Annotated in this window: 19 protein-coding genes and 1 pseudogene; 16 read left to right on the top strand and 4 right to left on the bottom strand. The window is 71.3% G+C overall.

Annotated elements, in window-relative coordinates; all coding sequences use genetic code 11:
• From AB0D53_RS40750 to AB0D53_RS40785, 8 genes are all read left to right on the top strand, one after another.
• Nucleotides 1-498, top strand: a 498-nt coding sequence (locus tag AB0D53_RS40750) for an amidohydrolase family protein (protein WP_362454446.1), incomplete at its 5' end; no start/stop codon positions are given.
• A 159-nt stretch (nt 499-657) separates the two neighbouring features.
• Entirely contained in the window at nt 658-1,671 is a 1,014-nt protein-coding gene (locus tag AB0D53_RS40755; protein ID WP_362454448.1) for an agmatine deiminase family protein, read from the top strand.
• Between the two features lie 138 nt (nt 1,672-1,809).
• A complete protein-coding gene (locus AB0D53_RS40760; RefSeq protein ID WP_362454450.1) occupies nt 1,810-3,411 on the top strand; it encodes an ABC transporter substrate-binding protein in 1,602 nt (533 codons plus the stop codon).
• Nucleotides 3,408-4,367 (top strand): ABC transporter permease, encoded by a 960-nt coding sequence (locus tag AB0D53_RS40765; protein ID WP_362454452.1) that lies wholly within the window; start codon nt 3,408-3,410, stop codon nt 4,365-4,367. Before AB0D53_RS40760 ends, AB0D53_RS40765 begins: the two co-directional genes overlap by 4 nt.
• Complete coding sequence (locus tag AB0D53_RS40770) at nt 4,364-5,218, top strand: ABC transporter permease (RefSeq protein ID WP_362454454.1); 855 nt, start codon at nt 4,364-4,366, stop codon at nt 5,216-5,218. Before AB0D53_RS40765 ends, AB0D53_RS40770 begins: the two co-directional genes overlap by 4 nt.
• Nucleotides 5,215-6,210, top strand: a complete 996-nt coding sequence (locus AB0D53_RS40775; protein ID WP_362454456.1) for an ABC transporter ATP-binding protein — start codon at nt 5,215-5,217, stop codon at nt 6,208-6,210. Before AB0D53_RS40770 ends, AB0D53_RS40775 begins: the two co-directional genes overlap by 4 nt.
• Nucleotides 6,203-7,000 carry an ATP-binding cassette domain-containing protein gene (locus tag AB0D53_RS40780; RefSeq protein ID WP_362454458.1) on the top strand — a complete coding sequence of 266 codons (798 nt, stop codon included), beginning with the start codon at nt 6,203-6,205 and terminating at the stop codon, nt 6,998-7,000. The genes AB0D53_RS40775 and AB0D53_RS40780 overlap by 8 nt, the downstream gene beginning before the upstream one ends.
• 162 nt (nt 7,001-7,162) lie before the next feature.
• Complete coding sequence (locus AB0D53_RS40785) at nt 7,163-8,299, top strand: agmatine deiminase family protein (RefSeq protein ID WP_362454460.1); 1,137 nt, start codon at nt 7,163-7,165, stop codon at nt 8,297-8,299.
• A 129-nt stretch (nt 8,300-8,428) separates the two neighbouring features.
• Here AB0D53_RS40785 and AB0D53_RS40790 read toward each other — a convergent pair whose 3' ends face one another.
• On the bottom strand, nt 8,429-9,586 hold the full coding sequence (locus AB0D53_RS40790; protein WP_362454462.1) for an agmatine deiminase family protein: 1,158 nt from the start codon (nt 9,584-9,586) through the stop codon (nt 8,429-8,431).
• 232 nt (nt 9,587-9,818) lie between these two features.
• On the opposite strand from AB0D53_RS40790, the gene AB0D53_RS40795 reads away from it, so the two are divergent.
• The 3 genes from AB0D53_RS40795 to AB0D53_RS40805 all read left to right on the top strand — a co-directional run bounded on the left by AB0D53_RS40795 (nt 9,819) and on the right by AB0D53_RS40805 (nt 12,299).
• A complete protein-coding gene (locus tag AB0D53_RS40795; protein ID WP_362454464.1) occupies nt 9,819-10,130 on the top strand; it encodes a hypothetical protein in 312 nt (103 codons plus the stop codon).
• Between the two features lie 307 nt (nt 10,131-10,437).
• A complete protein-coding gene (locus AB0D53_RS40800) occupies nt 10,438-11,205 on the top strand; it encodes an RNA polymerase sigma factor (RefSeq protein WP_362454466.1) in 768 nt (255 codons plus the stop codon).
• Complete coding sequence (locus AB0D53_RS40805) at nt 11,205-12,299, top strand: hypothetical protein (protein ID WP_362454468.1); 1,095 nt, start codon at nt 11,205-11,207, stop codon at nt 12,297-12,299. Before AB0D53_RS40800 ends, AB0D53_RS40805 begins: the two co-directional genes overlap by 1 nt.
• A 249-nt stretch (nt 12,300-12,548) precedes the next feature.
• On the opposite strand, the gene AB0D53_RS40810 is transcribed toward AB0D53_RS40805, so the two are convergent.
• A complete protein-coding gene (locus tag AB0D53_RS40810; RefSeq protein ID WP_362454482.1) occupies nt 12,549-13,478 on the bottom strand; it encodes a L,D-transpeptidase family protein in 930 nt (309 codons plus the stop codon).
• A 234-nt stretch (nt 13,479-13,712) separates the two neighbouring features.
• On the opposite strand from AB0D53_RS40810, the gene AB0D53_RS40815 reads away from it, so the two are divergent.
• Together AB0D53_RS40815 and leuE are read left to right on the top strand one after the other, a co-directional pair.
• Nucleotides 13,713-15,293, top strand: a complete 1,581-nt coding sequence (locus AB0D53_RS40815) for a methylmalonyl-CoA mutase family protein (RefSeq protein ID WP_362454470.1) — start codon at nt 13,713-13,715, stop codon at nt 15,291-15,293.
• 172 nt (nt 15,294-15,465) lie between these two features.
• Nucleotides 15,466-16,131 carry a leucine efflux protein LeuE gene (gene leuE / locus AB0D53_RS40820; protein ID WP_362454472.1) on the top strand — a complete coding sequence of 222 codons (666 nt, stop codon included), beginning with the start codon at nt 15,466-15,468 and terminating at the stop codon, nt 16,129-16,131.
• Nucleotides 16,132-16,140: 9 nt separating this feature from the next.
• On the opposite strand, the gene AB0D53_RS40825 is transcribed toward leuE, so the two are convergent.
• On the bottom strand, nt 16,141-17,586 hold the full coding sequence (locus AB0D53_RS40825; RefSeq protein WP_362454474.1) for an FAD-dependent monooxygenase: 1,446 nt from the start codon (nt 17,584-17,586) through the stop codon (nt 16,141-16,143).
• A gap of 38 nt (nt 17,587-17,624) precedes the next feature.
• On the opposite strand from AB0D53_RS40825, the gene AB0D53_RS40830 reads away from it, so the two are divergent.
• The 3 genes from AB0D53_RS40830 (at nt 17,625) to AB0D53_RS40840 (ending at nt 22,346) form a co-directional block, all read left to right on the top strand.
• Nucleotides 17,625-18,269 (top strand): TetR/AcrR family transcriptional regulator C-terminal domain-containing protein, encoded by a 645-nt coding sequence (locus tag AB0D53_RS40830; RefSeq protein WP_362454476.1) that lies wholly within the window; start codon nt 17,625-17,627, stop codon nt 18,267-18,269.
• A 208-nt stretch (nt 18,270-18,477) separates the two neighbouring features.
• Nucleotides 18,478-19,998 carry a hypothetical protein gene (locus AB0D53_RS40835; protein WP_362454478.1) on the top strand — a complete coding sequence of 507 codons (1,521 nt, stop codon included), beginning with the start codon at nt 18,478-18,480 and terminating at the stop codon, nt 19,996-19,998.
• Nucleotides 19,995-22,346 carry a glycosyltransferase gene (locus AB0D53_RS40840; RefSeq protein ID WP_362454480.1) on the top strand — a complete coding sequence of 784 codons (2,352 nt, stop codon included), beginning with the start codon at nt 19,995-19,997 and terminating at the stop codon, nt 22,344-22,346. The genes AB0D53_RS40835 and AB0D53_RS40840 overlap by 4 nt, the downstream gene beginning before the upstream one ends.
• 28 nt (nt 22,347-22,374) lie before the next feature.
• Here the strand turns inward: AB0D53_RS40840 and AB0D53_RS40845 are convergent.
• Nucleotides 22,375-22,478, bottom strand: a pseudogene (locus AB0D53_RS40845) (OmpA family protein); the annotation flags it as partial.

Consider the following 22,478-nt stretch of genomic DNA (forward strand, 5'->3'; position numbering starts at 1 on the left):
AAGCTCACCATCAACCCCGCCATCGCCCACGGCCTCGCCCACGAGGTCGGCTCCATCGAGACCGGCAAACTCGCCGACATCGTGCTCTGGCGCCCACCGTTCTTCGGGGCCAAGCCGCAGATGGTCCTCAAGGCCGGGTTCCCGGCCTACGGGGTCACGGGTGATCCGAACGCCGCCACCGACACCTGCGAGCCGTTGGTCCTGGGCCCGCTGTTCGGCGCCCACGGAGCCGCTCCGGCCGATCTCTCCGTCGCCTTCGTCAGCCGTGCCGCCGCCGAATCGGGCTCCTTCGGCTCTCCGTACGACACTCTGGGCACCCGGCGCAGGCGTGTGGCCGTCCAGGGGACCCGCGGTATCGGCCCGGCCGACATGCTGCACAACGCCCGGCTGGGGCAGGTGGACGTAGACCCGCGCAGCGGCCTCGTGACCCTCGACGGGGATCCGATGCGCTCCGAGCCGGCGCAGCAGGTCTCGCTGAGCCGCCTGTACTTCCTGTAACCCCGGACTGCTGACTGAATTTTCAGAAGTGCGTCCTTTCTATTGACTGAATTTTCAGTCGAGAGGATGCTGTTCACACCGCGTACCCGCCCGTGCCGCAGCCGGGCTGAGCCGGCCGCCGCCGACGGGTACTTCTGGCGAAACGAAGAGAGATCCGCGATGACTGCATTCCGTATGCCTGCCGAGTGGTCCGAGCACGAGGGGTGCCTGATGGCCTGGCCCGTCCGTGAGGACCTGTGGGGCGGCGTGCTGGACGACGCCAAGGAGGAGTACGCGAACGTCGCCCGCGCGATCGCGCAGTTCGAGCCGGTGACCATGGTCGCGCCGCCCGGGCACGGCGAGGAGGCGCGGACGAGGTGCGGCCCCGAGGTCACCCTGGTGGAACTGCCGCAGGACGACTCCTGGTTCCGTGACTCCGCACCCCTGTTCGTGCTCGACGGCGACGGGAACCGTGCCGGGGTGGACTTCCGCTTCAACGCCTGGGGCCGAAAGCACCACCCGTACGACTCCGACGACCGGGTCGGCGCCCTGCTCCTCGAACACCTCGGGATCGAGCGCATCGCCTCCGACCTGATCCTTGAGGGCGGGGCGATCACGGTCGACGGCGAGGGCACGCTGATCACCACCGAGCAGTGCCTGCTCCACCCCAACCGGAACCCGGGGCTGAACAGGCACGAGATCGAGACGGAACTGAAGTCCCGGCTCGGTGTCGAGAAGGTTGTCTGGCTTCCGTACGGCGGCCTGCTGGACACGGAGACCGACGGCCACGTCGACGGGGTCTGCGCCTTCGCCGCTCCGGGCAAGGTCGTCGTCTCCCTGCCCGACGACCCGGCGCATCCCGACTACGCCCGGATGCGAGCCAATCGCGCGGTGCTGGAGGCCACCACCGACGCCCAGGGCCGGCCGTTCGAGATCGTCGACGTGCCGCAGACCGCGTTCGTCGACATGGCGGAGGGCGAGGTCGAGGTGTCGTACCTGAACTACTACGTGGCCGACGGCGGCGTCGTGGTCCCGGTGGCCGGCGTGCCCCAGGACGAAGCGGCCCTCGCGGTCATCGCCTCGGCGTACCCCGGTCGCAAGGTCGTCGGGGTACGGGCGCCCGTGATCGCCTTCGGCGGCGGTGGGGTCCACTGCATCACTCAGCAGATCCCCGCCGCGCCCGCCACCGCCTGAACCGAGTACGGACCGCTCCGGCGGGCCGCTTCAGCGGTCCGCCGGCCCCCCGTACCCCTCCCGGAAGAGAGCGCGACGATGACTGCACCCCGGCTCCTCGGCAGGAGACGTCCCCGCGGCAGGCGCGGACGGACAGCCGTGACGACGGCCGCCCTGACCTGCCTCGCCACCCTCGCGGCCTGCTCCGGCCCGCCCAAGGATTCCGGCGTCGCCGGCACCGGGTTCAAGCTCTCCGCCTCCACCCCCGGGGCCCGCGGCGATATCGACTCCTTCACCTGGGCCGTCTACGCGGAACCGCCGACCCTCGACTACACGGCGGCGTTCGACTACCCGCAGAACATGATCCTTTCCAACGTGTGCGAGAGCCTGATGCGCTGGACACCAGGGCTCGCCGTCGAGCCGGGCCTGGCGAAGAAGGCGTCGAATCCCGACCCCACCACCTGGGTCTACGATCTGCGCCCGGGTGTGCGGTTCCACAACGGCAAGGAGATGACGGCCGACGACGTGGTCTACAGCCTCGGCCGCCAGATGGACCCGAAGAACGCCGCAGCCTGGGCCCAGGTCTTCCAGAACGTCGCCTCCATACGGAAGACCGGACCGCTGCAGGTCACCGTAGGACTGAAGAAGCCCGACTCCCAGTTCCCGCAGTACATGGCGACCGCCGCGGGCGTGGTGGCCTCCAGAGCCGGCGTCGAGGCGGCGGGCAAGGACTACGGCACCACCGGTGGCCTCGCCTGCACCGGGCCGTTCGAGCTCGGTTCCTGGAGCAAGGGCCAGTCGATCGAACTCGATCGCTTCGACGGCTACTGGGGGACGAGGGCCAAGTCCGGGAAAGCCGTGTTCCGGTTCCTGACCGACCCGTCCGCACGCACCAACGCCATGCTCAGCGGGGAGGCCGACGGCGGCTACCTGATCCCCACCGAGAGCTACGGCCGCCTGCGCGACAGCGGCACGGGCACCCTCTACTTCGGCGAGGGCCTGACCACGGTCAACGTCAACGTCACCAACATGAAGGGCCCGCTCGGCGACGTCCGCGTACGCCGCGCACTGTCCCTGGCCATGGACCGGTCCGGCTTCGTCAGGGCGGGCCTCGGCGGCGTGGGCACCAGCACCGGCTCGATCACCCCCCGGGCCGTCTGGGCCGGAGCCTCCGAGCAGACGCGGAAGGCCGCCCTCGGCGCGCTGCCGCCCACCACCCAGGACATCGAACAGGCCAAGGGGCTGATCAAGGAGGCCGGTGCCACCGGCAAGACCCTGACCGTGGCCACCAGTTCCATCGGCCAGGACGTCTCCCTCCTCGCCACCGCGGTCCAGGCGGCCGGCACTCGGATCGGCCTGGACATCCGCCTCAGGACCATCGCTCCGAACGCCTTCACGGCTCTGTTCACCGATCCCGAGGCACGCGAGGGCATCGACCTGTTCCCGTACACCTCGTACTACAACATCAGCGACCCGCTGGACCTGCTGGCGAGCTTCAGGACCGGCGCCTATCTGAACTTCGCCGGATACAGCGACAAGGGGTACGACAGACTCGTCGACCGGGCCACCGCCGTCTACCAGCGGGAACAGCGGATGGAGATCGAGGCCGAGCTTCAGGAGCGGGCCGACGAGAACGTGCTGTGGATACCGGTCGCCGAGTGGCCCACTTCGGTCTTCCTCAACAAGAGGATCACCGGCGCCCCCACCACCATCTCGTACATGTACTACCCGTGGGCCGCCGATGTGGGGGCCGCGAAGTGAACTTCGTGAGATTCGCCGTACGCCGGCTGGTGGAGATGGCCGCCACTCTGCTCGGTGCGTCGTTCGTGGTGTACGGCGCGATGTACCTGGCGCCCGGCAACCCGGCCGGCTTCCTGCTCTCGGGCCGCTCGGCCTCGCCGGAGGCCCTCGCCGCGATCAAGGCCCGATACCACCTGGACGACCCGTTCTTCGTCCGGTACTTGTGCTGGCTCGGCGACATCGTGCAGGGAGACTTCGGGCGGTCCATCACCTACCGTACCGATGTCTCCCGCCTCCTGGCCGACCGCCTCCCCACCACCTTGCTGCTCGTCGTGATGGCGCTGGTCGTGGTCGCGGTGATCGGCCTGGCACTGGGGTGGACCGCCGCCGTGCGCGGCGGTGGCACCGATTCCACCATCCTGGTCGGCACCACGTTCGCCGTCGGCACCCCGTCCTTCGTCGCCGCCGTACTGCTCCAGGGCCTGTTCGCCGTGAAGCTGGGGTGGTTCCCCAGCAGCGGCGCCGGCGACGGCTTCGGCGACAAGCTCTGGCACCTGACCCTCCCCGCGATCGCCCTCGCGCTCTACCTGATCGGCATGCTCGCCCGGGTCACCCGCTCCACCATGCTCGAAGCCCTGGACAGCGAGCACGTCACCGTCGCCCGCAGCCGGGGCGTACCCGAAAGCCAGGTCATCCGCCGCCACGTCTTCCGCAACTCCCTGGGAACCGTCCTCACCACCGGCGGGCTGATCGTCTCCACCCTCCTGATCTGCACGATCCTCGTGGAGACCGCCTTCAGCATCGGCGGCGTCGGCCAGCTCCTGGAACTCTCCACCACGACAAAGGACTTCCCGACCGTCCAGGCCATCTCCCTGATCATCGTCGCTCTCTTCATGACCGTGAACCTGATCGTCGACCTGCTGCTGCCCCTGGTCGACCCGCGGATCACCCTCGGATCGAGGAGTACCCCGGTATGACCGCCGTCCTGACCCGCCGGCCCGGACTCTCCAGGATCCGCACCGCCCGGTCCCCGCTGTATCTGGTCTGCCTCGTCCTCGTCGCCCTGGTCACCACTGCCGCGCTCCTCGCCTCGTGGACGGCGCCCTACGACCCCAATGCGGTCGACCTCGGCAACGCGATGGCCGCCCCTTCCCCGGAGCACTGGCTCGGCGTCGACGCCGCCGGGCGCGACACCCTCTCCCGGCTCCTTCTCGGCGCCCGCACCTCGCTGTTGGGACCGCTCGGGGTCGTGGTCCTCTCCACGCTCGCCGGCATCGCGGTCGGTATGGCGGCGGGCTGGCGGGGCGGCTGGCTCGACTCGGTTCTGTCGCGCAGCACCGAGCTGGTCTTCGCGTTCCCCGGGATGCTGCTGGCGATCCTGATCATCTCCATCTACGGAGAAGGGCTGCTCGCCCCCGTCGCCGCCCTCTCCATCGCCTACCTGCCCTACGTCAGCCGGCTCACCCGCTCCCTCGTCCTGGCCGAACGCAAACGCCCCTACGTCAGCGCCCACCAGGTCCAAGGCCATTCGGCGTTCCAGATCTGCCTGCGCCACGTCCTGCCCAACATCGCCCCCGTCGTCCTCGCGCAGTCCACCATCAACTTCGGATACGCCCTCATGGACCTCGCCGGCCTGTCCTTCCTCGGCCTCGGTGTCCCCGCGCTCACCCCGGACTGGGGCCGCATGGTCTTCGACGGCCAGACCGCCATCCAGCGCGGCTACCCGCTGTCGGCGATCCTGCCCTGCGCGTTCATCGTGCTGACCGTCGTCGCCTTCAACGTGGTGGGAGAACGCTGGGCCGACCGCGTCGCCAGGAGAGACCGATGAACCCGACCACATCCACGTACACACTCGACATCCAAGGGCTGCGGATCACCCTGCCCGGCACCGCCCGCCCCGTCCTCGACGGCGTCGACCTCCACGTCGCCGCGGGCGAGACCGTCGCCCTCGTCGGCGAGTCCGGGTCCGGGAAGACCCTCACCTCGCGCAGCGCCCTGAACCTGCTGCCGCCCGGCGCCACCGTCGAGGGCGCCGTCCGCGTGGGAGGCAGGGATGTACTGACCATGGACGCCGACCAGCTGCGCGCCCTGCGCACCAGCACGTTGGCCATGATCTTCCAGGACCCGCGTGCGGCCATCAATCCACTGCGCCGCATCGGTGACTTTCTCGTCGAGAGCGTGACCCTGGCCGGGGGCACGAGCCGGGCCGACGCCACCGCCCGGGCCACCGAACTCCTCCAGGCGGTCGGTCTGGACGGATCCGCCCTGCGCAAATACCCCGGCCAGGTCTCCGGCGGCATGCTGCAACGCGTCATGATCGCGGCCGCGTTGATGGGAGACCCCGCCCTCCTCCTCGCGGACGAACCGACCACCGCACTCGACGTGACCACCCAGGCCGAGGTCATCGCCCTCCTGGCCGAACTCCGTGAACGCTTCGGCACCGGGCTGCTCCTCGTCACCCACGACCTCGATCTCGCCGCCGCCGTCAGCGACCGCGTCTACGTCATGTACGCCGGGCGGATCGCCGAGAGCGGCCCCGCGCAGGCCCTGTTCGCGCAGCCCCGACACCCCTACACCTCAGCACTGCTCGCCTCCACCCCGCGCCTCGAAGCCCCTGGGGGGAGGCTTGCCGCCATCGACGGCCGGCCCCCCGACCTGCGGCAGGAGCTGCACGGCTGTCCGTTCGCCGCCCGCTGCCCCCTGGCCACGGAAATCTGCGGCCGGCGGACTCCCGAGCCGCTGCGGGCACCGGGCCTGCCGAACCACCGAGCCGCCTGCCATCACACCGACCGTCTCGAAGGGAGCCCCGTCGATGCCTGAGCACGCACTGGAGGCGGCCGGTCTTCACCGTGCCTACGGAGACGTCCGCGCCGTCGACGACGTGTCCTTCACCCTCCCCGAGGGCGGCTCCCTCGGCATCGTCGGTGAATCCGGGTCCGGCAAGACCACCACCGCCCGGATCGTCGTCGGTCTGGAACAGGCCGATGCCGGCCGAGTCCTCGTACGGGGCCGGGCCCGCGGCGGGCGAAGCCGCGGCCGGGCCGGGCGCCTGGCACGGGCACGCGAGGTCCAGATGGTCTTCCAGGACCCGTACCTCTCCCTCGATCCCCGGACCAGTGTCGAAGGGGTCCTGCGCGAAACCCTGCGCCTGCACTTCCCCGGTACCGACCACGACCGGCGCGTCAGCGAGCTCCTCGACCAGGTCGGCCTGGGAAGCCGCGCCGCCGACGCGCTGCCCCGGCAGCTCTCCGGCGGGCAGCGCCAGCGCGTCGCCATCGCCCGGGCCCTCGCCGTGCGACCGGCCGTCCTCGTCCTCGACGAGGCGGTCGCCGCGCTCGACGTCTCCGTACAGGCACAGATCCTCAACCTGCTCGCCGACATCCGCGAGGAGACCCGGATCGGCTACCTGTTCATCACCCACGACCTCGGCGTGGTCCGGTGCGTCACCGACGATGTCATCGTCATGCGCCGGGGCCGCATCGTGGAGGCGGGCCCCACGGCCGAGGTGCTCGCCGCACCGCAACACCCCTACACACGGCTTCTGCTGGAATCCGTGCCGCACCCCGGCTGGGACCCCGCGGCGATCGCCGCCGCCCGCCGGGCACTCTGACGGCCCACGGGGCGTCCCCGGGCGCCCCGTGGTGAGCGTGCGCATCCAGCTGCCCGCCGGCCGGGTGCGCGCCCTCGGCCGAGGCACGCCGCCGGCTCGGCCGGCTGCGCGATGCCTGCCAACCATTCGACTGCGAGAGCCAGTTGACACCGGAGGTCAACCATGAACGATCACATCGCCGGCCGCCACGCACGCCGGGGCCTGAACCGGCGAGGATTCCTCGCGGCGGCCGGGCTGACCGTTGCCGGCGCCGCCATGGCAACGAGCGCCCAGGGCCGGGCCCGGGCCGCCGGCACCTTCAGGGTCCCGGCCGAGGACGTCCGCCACACCCGTACATGGATGGCCTGGCCGGACCGCACCGCGATCTGGGGCAGCGACCTGAGCGGCGTCCAGGCCGACATCGCCCTGATCGCCCGCACGATCGCGAAGTACGAACCGGTCGTCATGTGCGCCAACTCCGCCGGTGCCGCCAAGGCCCGCTCGATGTGCGGCTCCACGGTCACCGTCCTCGGCTCCATCCCGGTCGACGACTGCTGGATGCGTGACACCGGGCCCGTCTTCCGTACGGACGGCTCCGGCGGCCTCGACGCCGTGGGCCTCGGCTTCAACGGATGGGGCAACAAGCAGACCCACGCCAAGGACGCCCTCGTCGCCGAGCGGATCGCCTCCTACGTGGGCGTGCCATTCACCTACGCCGGCCTCGTCGGCGAGGGTGGCGCCATCGAGCAGGACGGCAACGGCACCCTGATGGCCACCCGCAGCAGTCTCGTGAACCGCAACCGCAACCCCGGGATGTCGGAGCGCGATCTGGGGACGGCGATGTGCGACGCGTACGGCGCGTCCGAGGTCATCTGGTTCGACGGTGTCCGCGGCCAGGACATCACCGACGACCACGTCGACGCCACGTCCCGCTTCCTGGCCCCCGGCAAGGCGCTCGTCCAGATGCCCCTCGCGTCGGACAACGACGTGTACGCGAAGGACGCGCGCCTGCAGTACCAGGTCCTGTCCACGTCCAGGACGGCCACCGGCGACCCGATGACGGTGACGACGCTCCAGGGCCCCGACTACAACAAGATCCGCTCCACCGACGAGAACTTCCTCGCCTCGTACGCCAACTTCTACCTCTGCAACGACGCCGTCATCTCCGCCCACTTCGGCGACACGAAGGCGGACAAGGCCGCGAAGGCGGCCCTGGCCCGCCTCTACCCGGACCGCGTCATCGAACAACTCGACATCGACCGTCTCGGTACCGGGGGCGGCGGCATCCACTGCGTCACCCAGCAGCAACCGGTGGCCTGACAGCGTCCAGTGTCCGGCCCGTGCCGCGACGGTGGCCGTCGCGGCACGGGCCGGACCGCTTCCGGTGGGTACGGCAGCGGAAGGGGAGTCGTCGCATCGTGCCGACGGCCGCTGCGGCGGGGGCCGGGCTCAGCCGACCGGCTTGCCGGGCTCGTCGTGCGTGGAGCAGTGGATGCCGCCGCCGCCGGAGGCGATGGTGTCGATCCGGACCTGCACGATGTCGCGGTCGGGGAAGTGCTCCTGGAGGATGCTCCGGGCGCGCTTGTCGGCCTTTCGGTCCCCGAACCGGGGCATGAAAACGGAGTCGTTGGCGACGTAGAAGTTGGCGTAGGTCGACACGAAGTCGTCTCCCTCGCCGGTGATCTCGTACAGGTCGGGCTGTGGCAGATCCACGATCTCGAACGGCCTGCCCTTGGCGTCGGTGGCCTTGCTGAGCACGGCCTTCGCCTGGTCGGACGCGTGCGACCAGGAGTCGGCAGGCGTGTCGGGGTGGGCCCGGTCCAGCAGCACCACACCCGGTTCGGTGAACCGCACGAGGCTGTCCACGTGCGCGTCGGTGATGTCCTGGCCGCGCACGCCGGCCAGCCAGATCACCTTCTCGATGCCCAGGGTCTGCTTGAGCTCGGCCTCGATCCGGTCCCGGCTCTTCCCGGGGTTGCGGTTGTCGTTGACGATCGAGCTCTCGGTGACGAGGAGCGTGCCCTCGCCGTCGGTCTCGAAGGACCCGCCCTCGGCGACCAGGGGCGCCTTCTTGCGGGGGATGCCGTACTTCTCCAGGAGGGTGGCCCCCACACGGGCGTCGTTGGTGTGCTGCTGCTTGTCGCCCCAGCCGTTGAAATTGAAATCGACGCCGGTGACCCTTCCGTCGTCCTCCACGAACACCGGCACGGTGTCACGGGCCCACAGGTCGTCGACGGCCAGCGCGATGACCTCGACGTCGCGCCCGCACGCCTTCTGGGCGGCGGCCTGCTGGTCGGGCCGGGCCATCATCACGACGTACTCGTACTCGGCGATGGCGCGGGCGACGCGCGCGATGTCCTCGCGTACGTAGCGGAGGTCCGTGCCCCACACCGACTCCAGGGCGGGCCACGACATGAAGGTGCGCGCGTGGCTCTCCCACTCGGCACCCATGCGCAGCCCCCTTGCAGCCGCCTCCCGGTCACCGGCGGTGCTTGCGGCCCCCGCCGGGGCGCCGCCGGGGCCGCAGGCCGAGGCGCCGAGGACGACGGTGCCGAGTCCGGCGAATGTGCGCAGAGCCGAACGACGGGAGGGGAGGGGGGAAGACACGGTGAGCTCCGATCATCGTGATGGGGACAAGGTGTCCGTCGGCAGGCTGTGACACCCGACGGCGGCGGTGCGGCCACGGGCGTCGAGGGCGGCGGATGCGATGCGGAAGGAGCCGATCGCTGCCCCGACTCTGACATGAACTGAAAATTCAGTCAAAGATGCGCCGAGTGTGTGCCCGGGGTCACCTCGGGCTCCCTTGCGAAGTTCGAGGTCCCGGCTTTAACTGGACGCGATGGCTGAAATTTCAGTCAGCAACATCGTCATCGTCCTCGGGGCGGCCCTTGCCGCCCCCGTAGTTGTCCAGCAAGCCCCCGACAGCGGCGACCGGCCGGATCCGGCGGGCTCGCTCACCCTGGCCCTCGCGGGTACGGCGTACTACGTCATGGACCACCGCGAGGACACGGCAGGCGACCGTTCGCCGGGCCCGCCGGTCCCGTCACAGTGGTCATGGCCCGCCACCACGGGAGCGGATGGCGCAGAGAAGCGGGATGGGCGCAGAGTTCCGCGGCTCGCCCGGCGACCGCCCCGCACCGGCCGGGGGTGAACACCCGGACACGTCGGTCACGGGTCGGTCATGCAGAGGTCCCGCACATCGGGAAACGAGGACGACCGGGGCCGCCACCCCCCACAGGAGAGGCCCCGGTCGTCTTCCGCGGGGCCGTAGGACGACCCCGTACTCCACTCAGCGCCGCCGCTGCGTTTTCTGTCACACCGCCAGGTGTCGGAGGAATGTTGCGGGTTGTACAAGACATGGACGCGACCCCTGCCGAGGACGTAGCGTGCGGAGTCGCGCAGGGTGGCGCGGCAGTGATGACCAGCTGCGATTCGGGACAGCAGGGCAGGTTGAGGGAGTGCTGGGGGACGACGCGGAGCTGACCGCCGCGGTGCTCGCGGCACAGGACGGGGACGAGGACGCCTTCCGTACTGTGTACCGCGCTGTGCAGCCGCGACTGCTGGGCTACATAAGGACACTGGTGGGGGAGCCGGACGCCGAGGACGTGGCGTCCGAGTCCTGGCTGCAGATAGCGCGTGACCTCGACCGGTTCAGCGGCGACGCCGACCGCTTCCGCGGCTGGGCGGCGCGCATAGCCCGCAACCGTGCGCTGGACCATCTGCGGATGCGCGGCAGGCGCCCCGCGATCGGCGGCGACGAGTCCGAACTGTCCGAGCGGCCGGCCGAGTCCGACACCGCGGGCGAGGCGATGGAGGCCCTGGCCACCGGCCGCACGATGTCGCTCATCGCGCAGCTGCCGCAGGACCAGGCCGAGGCCGTGGTGCTGCGGGTGGTCGTCGGCCTGGACGCGAAAAGCGCGGCGCAGACCCTCGGCAAGCGCCCGGGAGCGGTACGCACCGCGGCGCACCGAGGCCTGAAACGGCTGGCCGAGCTGTTGCGTACGGACTCCGGCAGCACCGACGCCGGCCCCGGCGGAACGGATGCCGACGGCCCCGACGACGACGCCCCCGCGGGCGATCCGGCGGATCCGTCCGCCGCGCACCGGAGCACGGCGAACCGGACGGCGGAACTCGACGCGGTACCCGCCCAGCGCCCCGCCCGCAACGGCCTGGCGGCGCCGGCCGGTGTGACGCATTCGCGTCCGTGGACGCAGAAGGACATGTGATGGCCGACGAGCGGTACGAATGGCTTGACAAGGACGCGGCGGAGCGATTGCTCCGCGGCGAGCCGGTCGATCCCGTCGGAGGCCAGTCGTGTACGGACGCCGAGAGGCTCGTGGCCGCGCTGGACGCCGCCGTGCGGGCCGCCCGCCCGGCCGCCGACGAACTGCCCGGCGAGGCCGCGGCGCTGGCCGCCTTCCGCACCGCCACCCACTCGGCGCGTACGAGGACCAGGGCGAACGCACAGGTGAGGGGCGGTGCGGAGAAGGCGGGCCGGCCGGCCGGTGCCGAGCTGCCCGAACCGGTGCGCATCGGGGCCGCCTCCGTCGGCTCCGTGCCGTCCGCGGGCTCCGGCCGTATCCGCTCCTCGCGCTGGAGCCGGCCCGTCCGCTTCGGCCTGGTCGCCTCCCTCGCGGGCTGTGCGCTCGGTGGGGTCGCCGTGGCGGCGGGGACCGGAATGCTTCCCGGGCCGTTCGGCGGGGACGCCCCCCTGCCGGCGAGCTCGGTCTCGGCCGCGCCGACGTCCGAGGAGCTCGGTTCGGGGATCGCCGAGGAGGAGACCCCCGAGTCGGCGCCGCCCGCCTCCCCGAGGACGGGCACCTCCGCGCCTGCCGAGGACCCCTCCGCCCCGACCGGTGACCCGGCCCCCGGCGGTTCGGGCCGGGCGAAGAAGGACGGCGGCGGCGGCGAGCGCAGGCCCGGTGGCGCCGCGACCGGCTCCGCGGGCAGGACCGAGAACGGCAAGGCGCCCGAGAACTCCGGGAACGACGGCTCCGGCGAGTGGTACGCCAAGGCGCTCAAGGCCTGCCGCGACTACCGCGACGGCAAGCTGAACGACAACCAGCGGCGCAAGCTCGAAGCGCTGGCGAAGGGTGCCCACAACCTGGACCTGTTCTGCGACCGCGTGATCGCGAGATCCGCCAAGGGCCAGAACGGTCAGAACAGCGAGGGCGAGGACAGCGGCGAGGACGAGCAGGGCGACGGGGCCCCGAACGCGAACAGCGGCTCCGGCGCGTCCTCGTCGGTCCGGTTCGCCAACGGCGTGCGGCTGCCCTCGACCCCGGTCTCCCTGACGCCTTCGGTCCGGGCCTCGGGCTGAGCGGAGCCGTGCGCGAGGGGCTGTTTTCGGCCTTCCATCGCCGGGTGTGACGTTTTTCGAGGCCGTGACGCAGTACTGAGTGAGCCGACTGGTCATCGGCAGCGCACAGAGCCGGGGTTCCCCCCGTACCTACGGCTCAGCGCACATGGCGCGGGCGGGACACGTTCCCCCGGTCCCGTCCGCGCCTCTTTCCTTTCCCCCGGACATGCTGTCCTGGACAGGCTTCCCGGGCAGGCTTCGGGTCAGGCCCTAGCCGTAGACCACGACCTTGTCCCCGGTCTTCACCTGGGCGAAGAGCGAGGCGATCTTCCCTTCGTCCCGGACATTGACGCAGCCGTGCGAGGCGCCGTTGTAGCCGCGGGCCGCGAAGTCCGCCGAATAGTGCACCGCCTGGCCGCCGCTGAAGAACATCGCGTACGGCATGGCCGTGTGGTAGATCGTCGACACGTGGTGACGGGACTTCCAGTAGACCGAGAAGGTACCTTCGCGCGTCGGCGTGTACTGGGAGCCGAAGCGGACGTCCATCGACGACATGACGTGGCCGTCGATCATCCAGGACAGCGTCCGGCTGTTCTTGCTGATGCAGAGGACCCGCCCGGTCATGCAGCGCTTGTCCGGCTTGGCGACCGTCCGCGTGGTCGGCGGATTCAGCTCGGCGGCCGTCGGCTCGTGCGTCATGCCGAGCAGCTTCTGCCAGGTGAGGGTGTCCGTCTTCCCCGTACGGGAGAGGCCGCGCTTGCCCTGGAAGGACTGGACCGCGGCGACCGTGACGGTGCCGTAGTAGCCGGTGGGGCTGCGGTCGAAGTGGCCGATCTGCCGCAGTCGTGCCTGGAGTTCGCGCACCTGGCCGCCCTCGGATCCGCTCGCCATCAGCGTCCTGCCCTGCGGGTCGGGCTCCGGCGTGGGCGACGCGGTGGCCGTCGGCGACGGGGCGGCGGGTGACGAGGCTGCGGGCGACGGCGGTGTGGGCGCGGGCTTGTCGTCGTCGGTGGCCGTGGCCCTCGGCGGTGCCGACGGCGCGGCCGGCGCGCTGTCGGTGGCCTGTGCCCGGCAGCCGGCCGTCGCGGCGGCGAGGGCGAGGACGGTGAGCACCGCCGCGGTCCCCGCCCTGCCCCGTCCGCCGGTCCGCGCCGGGCCCCGTGTCCTGGCGCGCGATGTGCTCCTGGTGGTGCTGTCCATCATCTCGGCCCCCTGAGTGTCCGGTGTCCCCTTGGACGGATTCCCGCTCTGCCCGGTTGCCAAAGCCCGCGCATGATGGGGAGGAGCGGAGACGGGGGCCGTGGGCAAGGGCTGTGAGCAAGGTCCCAGCCCCTGCCCCTGCAACGGTCTCGCGCCCGCCGCTACAGTCCGTCGCGGGAACCGTGGTTACCAGCAAGTAGCTTTACTGAGCAGCTTCAGCGGGAGGCACAGCAGATGACGCGCGAGTCGGAGTCGGGACTGCCCATCGAACCGGTCTACGGGCCGGACGCACTCGACGGCTGGAGCCCCGGCGAAAAGCTGGGGGAGCCGGGCGCCTACCCCTTCACACGCGGCGTCTACCCCACGATGTATACCGGCCGGCCGTGGACGATGCGCCAGTACGCGGGTTTCGGTACGGCAACGGAATCCAACGCCCGCTACCAGCAGCTGATCGCCAACGGGACGACCGGGCTGTCCGTCGCCTTCGACCTGCCCACCCAGATGGGCCATGACTCCGATGCCCCGATCGCGTCCGGCGAGGTCGGCAAGGTCGGCGTCGCGATCGACTCGATCGACGACATGCGGGTCCTCTTCGACGGCATCCCGCTGGACAAGGTCTCCACGTCCATGACGATCAACGCCCCGGCGGCGCTGCTCCTGCTGCTGTACCAGCTGGTCGGCGAGGAGCAGGGGGTCCCGGCCCGGGAGCTCACCGGCACCATCCAGAACGACGTGCTCAAGGAGTACATCGCGCGCGGCACGTACATCTTCCCGCCGGAGCCCTCGCTGCGGCTGATCGCCGACATCTTCAAGTACTGCCGGGCCGAGATCCCGAAGTGGAACACCATCTCGATCTCCGGTTACCACATGGCCGAGGCCGGGGCCTCGCCCGCGCAGGAGATCGCCTTCACCCTCGCCGACGGCATCGAGTACGTCCGTACCGCCGTCGCGGCCGGCATGGACGTCGACGACTTCGCGCCCCGGCTCTCCTTCTTCTTCGTCGCCCGTACGACGATCCTCGAAGAGGTCGCCAAGTTCCGCGCGGCCCGCCGGATCTGGGCCCGGGTGATGAGGGAGGAGTTCGGCGCCGAGAACCCCAAGTCGCTGATGCTGCGCTTCCACACACAGACCGCGGGCGTCCAGCTCACCGCCCAGCAGCCCGAGGTCAACCTGGTGCGCGTCGCCGTGCAGGGCCTGGCGGCGGTCCTCGGCGGCACGCAGTCGCTGCACACCAACTCCTTCGACGAGGCGATCGCCCTCCCCACCGACAAGTCCGCCCGGCTGGCCCTGCGCACCCAGCAGGTCCTGGCGTACGAGACGGACGTCACCGCGACCGTCGACCCGTTCGCCGGGTCGTACGTCGTCGAGAAGATGACCGACGACGTCGAGGCCGCCGCCCTGGAGCTGATGGCCAAGGTCGAGGACATGGGCGGCGCGGTCAGCGCGATCGAGCGCGGCTTCCAGAAGAGCGAGATCGAGCGCTCCGCGTACCGGATCGCCCTGGAGACCGACAGCGCGGAACGCGTCGTGGTCGGCGTGAACCGCTTCCAGCTCGACGAGGAGGAGCCGTACGAGCCGCTCCGCGTCGACCCCGCGATCGAGGCCGAGCAGGCGGCCCGTCTGGCGAGGCTCCGCGCCGGACGCGACCAGGAGGTGGTGGACACCGCGCTGGCCCGGCTGCGGAAGGCGGCCGAGGGCACGGACAACGTCCTGTACCCGATGAAGGACGCGCTCAGGGCGCGGGCGACGGTGGGCGAGGTCTGCGACGCGCTGCGCGAGGTGTGGGGGAGGTATGTGCCGTCGGACGCGTTCTGAGAGGGCGGTTGCCCGCACCACGAGCGCGGGACCTCGTTCACCGTGCCCGACGTGGTCGGCGTCGAGATGAAGCTCTCCGTCGACCGCCTCCTCGACGGCGACGAGAACTGACCCCGCGTCTTCCCGAAACCCCCTGGACGGAGTGTCGTACCCGCGTGCGACACTCCGTTCCATGCTGGGTGTCACCGATCTTCCGACCTATCTCGCCGGCCTGGTGCTGATCGTCCTGCTGCCGGGACCGAATTCGCTGTACGTGCTCTCCGTCGCCGCCCGGCGCGGGGTGCGGACCGGGTATGTGGCGGCGGCCGGCGTGTGGACCGGGGACACCGTCCTGATGACGCTGTCCGCGCTCGGGGCCTCGTCGCTGCTGCAGACGACGCCGGTGCTCTTCGCCGTCGTCAAGTTCGCCGGCGCGGGCTATCTGACCTGGCTGGCGATCGGCATGCTGCGGGCCGCGGTGACCATGTGGCGCGAGCGGCACCGGCGGATGGCCGAGCTGACCGAGGAGGACGCCGGGCCCGCGGCCGTGGCGGCGATGGAGCGGCCGTACCGGCGGGCGCTGGTGGTCAGCCTCTTCAACCCGAAGGCGATCCTGTTCCTGATCTCGTTCTTCGTGCAGTTCGTCGATCCGGGCTATGCCTATCCGGCACTGTCGTTCCTGGTGCTGGGCACCCTGCTGCAGATCGCCAGCTTCCTCTATCTGTCGATGCTGATATTCGGCGGCACCCGGCTGTCCGCCGCCTTCCGCCGCCGCAAGCGGCTGTCGGCGGGGGCCACTTCGGCGGCCGGGCTGCTCTTCCTCGGCTTCGCGGCGAAGCTCTCGCTCAGCAGCGTGTGACGTTCCGGCTCAGGAAGCCGTGACCGGGGAGAGTCCGAACCGGGCCAGGTAGCGCGCCAGGCCCGGGACGTCCTCGCCCGCCCAGCCGATGTAGCCGTCCGGGCGGATAAGGAACAGGCCCTTCCCGTACGCCTCGTGGGCATCCGTGCGGTGCACGTGGATCAGCTTGCCGTTGCCGGTGTCGTCGCCGTCGAAGGCCGGGAGGGCGGCGTCCGTGCCGGCCGCCAGCAGGGTGAAGTGCGGGCCCCGGAAGACGTCGAAGAGGCGGCGGCCCCCGGCCGTCGGGCCGTCCGGGGCGCGGTCCCCGGAGCGCAGGGCGCCGGCCCGGCCCACCGACAACGGGCCCTCGCGGTACCCGAGGCCGAGCTGCTGGGCGGCCGCGCCGCGTTCCTGTTCGCCCCGGTGGATCCGGGTGGACAGGCCGAGCATGTCGGCGGCGACCGGGCGGCGCTCCTGCTCGTAACTGTCGAGCAGGGCGGCAGGCGCCCCGTGCCGCAGGACCAGGCCGAGCTTCCAGCCCAGGTTGTACGCGTCCTGCACGCTGGTGTTCAGGCCCTGGCCGCCCGCGGGGGAGTGCACGTGCGCGGCGTCGCCCGCCAGGAAGACCCGGCCGTCGCGGAACCGGTCGGCCAGCGCGGCGCGCGGCCGGAAATCGGACGACCAGCGGACCTCGGTGATGTCCCGGGCCGCCAGATGCGTGCGGGCGGCGACCAGCGCGCGCACCCCCTGAAGGGACGTGTCGGGCTCGCTGCCCTTGAACTGGGCGACCAGCTGGAAGTCCGCCGTGCCGGGCAGCGGGCAGAGCGTGAGGAAGCCCTGCTCCCCCTTCACCGCATGCCAGTTGAGCCGGTCCAGCGCATCCTCGGCCACCCGGACGTCGGCGACCAGCATCGGCGCCGGGTCCACGTCCTCACCGGTCATCGCGATCCCCAGCGCGCGCCGGACCGTGCTGCGCCCGCCGTCCGCCGCGACCAGGAAGGAGGCCCGCACCGGGCCCGTGGCCAGGTGGGCGGTGACGCCGTCCGCGTCCTGGCCGAGGCCGGTCAGCGCGGTGGAGAAGGCGACGTCGCCGCCCAGTTCGCGCAGCCGGGCCAGCAGGATCTCCTGGGTGCGCCACTGCGGCATCAGCCAGGGCTCCCCGTACGGCTCGGTCTCCGTGGGGGCCGCGCGGCGGAACATGTCGTACTCCTGCTGCCGCCGCCCGTCCTGCCAGACCATCCCCACCGGGGCCGGGCCGCCGTGCTCGCGCACCGCGTCACCGACGCCGAGATCGTCCAGCACCTCCCGGGTGCGCGGCTGGATGCCCTTGCCGCGCGAGCCGGGGAAGAGCGTGGGCGCCTGCTCGACGACCAGGGCGCGCACGTCGCGGCGGGCCAGATCGCAGGCGAGGGCCAGGCCGCACGGCCCGGCGCCGACGATCAGGACCTCGATTTCCTTAACACTGTTAAGTTCCATGATTCGGAGTGTGTGCTTAACGCTGTTAAATTGTCAAGGTGGGTACGACGAAGATCGACCGGGCACGGGTCGCCGACACCGGGCTGCGGCTGCTGAACGAGGTGGGCCTCGACGGGCTCACCCTGCGCGCCATCGCCCGGGAGCTGGACGTCAAGGCGCCCGCGCTCTACTGGCACTTCAAGGACAAGCAGGAACTCCTCGACGAGATGGCCACGGTGATGTACCGCCGGATGCTCGCCGTGGACCTGCCGGGGCCGGCCCCGGAGCGCTGGCAGGACCAGCTCGTCGCGTACAACAGCGCCCTGCGCGCCGCCCTGCTGCGCTACCGCGACGGGGCCAAGGTCTACAGCGGCGCCAGGTTCACCGGCACCGACCACGCCGACGGCCTGGAGGCCCATCTGCGGACCATGGTCGACGCCGGGTTCGAGCTGTGGCAGGCCGTCCGGGCGGGCACCACCGCGTACGCGTACACGATGGGCTTCGTCACCGAGGAGCAGGGCGTCCGGCCGATGCCGGACGAACGGCGGGACGGCCTCGACGTCGACGAGCGGGCCGCCCGCATGTCCGCGTACCCGCTCGCCGCGGCGGCCGGCGCCGAGATCTTCGACCGCTACGACGAACGCTTCGAGGACGGGCTGCGGCTGATCGTCGCGGGCATCGAGGCGCGGTACGGGGGACGCTGACCGGCGCCGTACCTGCGGGGTCGGTGCGCAGTTTCCGGTACCGAAAGGGCGAGTTCATCCGGTGGCCGCTCAGGTTTCTTAGCGTGAAGCGGAACCGAACACGCGCGCCGGGCATCCGCCCCCCGACGGGGCGGAGCCCTGGTGCGCCCCGGTGACCGCACGACCGCACACGCCCCCTCCCCCCACGGGCACAGACGCTTGGAGCGCCATGAGAGAAGCCCGCACCCGTTGGCCACGGCAGCGTGACGCGGCCCCGCCCGGCGGTGCTGCCGCCTCGCCGCTCGCCTCCGTCACCCCGACCGACGTGGACGTCTGTCTGCGGGCCTGCGCCGCGCACAGCACCAAACTGGTGGCGGGGCTCGACCGGCGGCGTACGGCACTCGGCGAGGCGCTGCGTCACCTGCTGGCCGTGCACGCCGCGACGCAGCCCGCAGGCCTCCCGGCCGCGGGGTCCTCGATCCCGCTGATGCGGCGCCCGGGCAAGGCGGGCGCGGCCTCCGCCGCGGCTCTCGCCGACGAACTGCTCGACCCGCTGCTCGCGGTCGGCAACAAGGCGCTGGACTGCGGCTACGAGGACGAGCTGAAGCTCGCGGTGCTCATCGGGGACACCGTGCTGACCCAGCGCAAGGGCTCGCGGGCCGGCTGGCGGCTGCGGGCCAGGACCCTGGAGGCGATGGGCGCGGAGACGGCGGCCATCGAGGCGTACGAGCGCTACCTCTCGTACACCGAGGACGACGGCTTCGGCGTCGCGGCCAAGGTCGTCGGGCTGCGGGCGGGCGCGCGGCTCCAGGACGAGCTGCTGCGCGGCCTGGAGCGCGACTGCCCCGCCGCCGCCGAGTACGCCGCCCACCCCGTCACCGAGACCTGGGCCGAGGGCCTGGCCCTCCAGGCGCGCGGCGACTGGGACCGGGCGGAGCCCCGGCTGATCGGCGCCCTGCTCGCCCAGGAACGCGCCGGAGCCCCGGTGACGGAGCTCCAGGAAGCCACCTCGCAGTACCTCGGACTGGCCATGGAGGCGGCCGGCACGGACCCCGGCGCCGTGGCCCGGCTCACCGGGATCGCCGGCCTCTACGCCGAACAGCGCCGGAGCCGGATGCGCGGCCCGGTCGAGGACCCCACCTTCGGCGGCGTCGAGTGGACCACGGTCGGTGAGTTCCGCAACCGGATCGCGGGCAGGTCCATCTGCCTCATCGCCAACTCCCAGCGCGTCGGCGGAAGTTCGATGGGTGCCGAGATCGACGGCTACGACCTGGTCGTCCGCTTCAACTCGTACCGGATCGATCCGGCCGCGACCGGACGGCGCACCGACATCCACGCCACCATCCACAAGCACGGGTTCAACTGGGACCAGAAGGTCCACACCCGGCTGGTCTTCGGCGGGGTCTCCGGCGACTGGAAGCACTCCCTGCGCAACCGCCTCGTCCCCGGCGCCCAGCAGTACCTGGGCGACGAGTCGCTGCGCTGGCCGCTGCGCGACATCGGGCGCGTCGGCGCCGACGTCTGGCCGGCCATCCCCACCACCGGCTTCAACATGCTGTGGCTCCTGGACCACCTGGACGTCAGCAGCCGGATCGACCTGATCGGCTTCGACTTCTACGAGAGCGGCGCCTACCGCCTGCCCGGCGCGATGCGGATGCCCATCACCTCCGTGCACGAGTACACCAGCGAGAAGGCGTGGGTCATGGAACGCGCCCGGAGCGTCACCGACATGAGGATCCGACTGCGATGACGACGACCGTTACACCCCCTTCCGCGACGGACCTCCCCGCCTCGCCCGCGCCCGCCAACCCGCTCACCGGCAAGCGCCGGGTCGCCTTCGCGAGCTTCGTCGACGAGAACTACCTGCCCGGCTTCCTCGCCCTGCTGCGCAGCCTGGCCCTGTCCAACCCGGACGTCTGCGAGGACTTCCTCGTCCTGCACGACGGGCTGCGCCCCTCCTCCGTCGCACAGATCCGGGCCCTGCACCCGCGCGTCGACTTCCGCCGGGTCGACGCCGGGCACTACGACTCGTACGCCAAGGGCGACCAGGACAACTACCTGGTCCGCAAGGCCTACTTCATCCTCGACGTCTTCCGGGTCCGCGACTACGACACCGTGATCACCCTGGACACCGACATGGTCGTCCTCGACGATCTCGGTGAACTGCTGACCCTGCGCGACGGACTGGCCGCCGTACCGCAGTTCTTCTACGGGCAGCACAAGCTCAACAGCGGGCTGCTGGTCATCCAGCGCGAGTATCTGAGCGACGCGTTCTGCGCGCGGCTCGACGAGGTCGGCCGGGCCGGCACGTACGAGCTCGACAAGCACGACCAGGGCATCCTCAACGCCGTGCTCGACGGCGACTTCGTCCAGCTCGACGCCCGCTACAACTTCGTCAAGCGGCGGCTCTCCGGTGACCTCCCGGTCCCCGACTCCACCGCGATCCTGCACTTCACCGGGCGGCACAAGCCCTGGCAGGGCGGCGAGGCCGGCTACCGTGAGGCGGAGAACCGCTGGCACGAATTCGAGCTGTCCGACGCCGAGTTCCACTCCGCGTACCTGGAGCTGCCCGGCGCCAAGCACCACGACCTGCTGGTCCACTACGGGACCCCGCACGTGGCGCGCACCGGCTCCCCGGAGGCCGCCCGCAAGGTCGCCGCCGCCCACATCGCGGCGGGCGAGTACCAGGAGGCGGCCGATCTGCTGGGCCGGGTCCGGATCCCCGTCGACGAGTCCTGGCCGCACGAGGTGCTCGGCCACGCCCTGATGAGCGTCTCCCGCTACGAGGAGGCCCGGGCCCGGCTGCTGCTGGCCACCGCCTCCCCCAACCGGGCCGCGACCGCCTTCGCCCGCCTCGCCCAGATCGCCTGGATCCACGGCGACGACGGCGCGGCGGCCGAGTACGCCCTGAAGGGCCTCGCGGTCGACCCCACGCACCGCGCCAACCGGCTGATGCACACGCGCACCACGGACCTCACCGCACCCGTGGAGGGCCCCGCCTCCGGCCAACTGGCCCATGTCGCCTTCTACATGGAGCGCCAGGGCAACGCCGGTGACAAGCTGCTGCCGGAGAGCGTACGGCTGGCCTTCGGCCGGGACACCGGACCGCGGCGCTGGCACTCGGTCCACGCCCACCGGCTCTTCGACGAGGCCGCGCTGGAGCGGGTCAACGAACGCCGCGGCCTGGTCATCGGCGGTGGCGGCCTCTTCATCCCGGACACCGCGCCCAACGGCAACAGCGGCTGGCAGTGGAACGTCCCGGACGAACTGCTCGACCGGATCGACGTACCCGTCATGGTGTACGCGGTCGGCTTCAACGCCTTCGACGGCCAGGCGTACGGACACGGGCGGGAGAGGTTCCTCTCCAGCCTGCGAAGGCTCGTCGAACGGGCCTCGTTCTTCGGGCTGCGCAACCACGGCTCCATCGAGAAGGTCCGCGAACTGCTGCCCGCCTCGCTCCACGACAAGGTGCGCTTCCAGCCCTGCCCGACCACGGTCACCAGGCAGCTGGTGGACGGCTGGACGGACCCGGAGCGGCGTGAGGACACCGTGCTGGTCAACGCCGCCTACGACCGCTCGGGGCTCCGCTTCGGGCACGACTACGGGCACTTCCTGGGCGAGATGGCGACCGCGGTGCGCGAGCTCGGCAAGCGGGCCGAGGTCCGGTGCGTCGCCCACTCGCTGGACGACGAGCGGATCGCCTTCGACCTGCGGCGCGAGCACGGGATCGCGCTGCCGGTGATCCCGATGTACGACTTCGACAACGACGCGATCCGGGACACCTACGCGCGCACCAGGCTGGTCATCGGGATGCGCGGGCACGCGGGCATGATCCCGTTCGGCTGCGGCACGCCGATCATCAGCCTGATCTCGCACCCGAAGATGGCGTACTTCCTCGCCGACATCGGCCGTCCGGAGTGGGGCATCTCGGTCCACGACCGGCACCTGGGGGCGCGGCTCACCGAGCGGGCGGCCGGGCTGCTCGACGACCACGCGGCGACCGTCGCCGATGTGCACGGCCGGCAGCGGGAACTGTGGAAGGTCACCGAGGCCAACGCGGCGGACCTGAGGGTGATCCAGGGCGGCGTGCCCGTCTGACGGCGCCGGGAACGGGGCGGGGCGGGTACCGGATCCGGTACAGCACGTCACCGTGGGCCGACGAACCGAGGTTGTCGGTGAAGCCGAAGACACGCACCTTGGTGGCGTTCTGCTTCTTGATCTCGGCCGCGA

Source organism: Streptomyces sp. NPDC048295, from assembly GCF_040652135.1.
Lineage (GTDB): Bacteria > Actinomycetota > Actinomycetes > Streptomycetales > Streptomycetaceae > Streptomyces.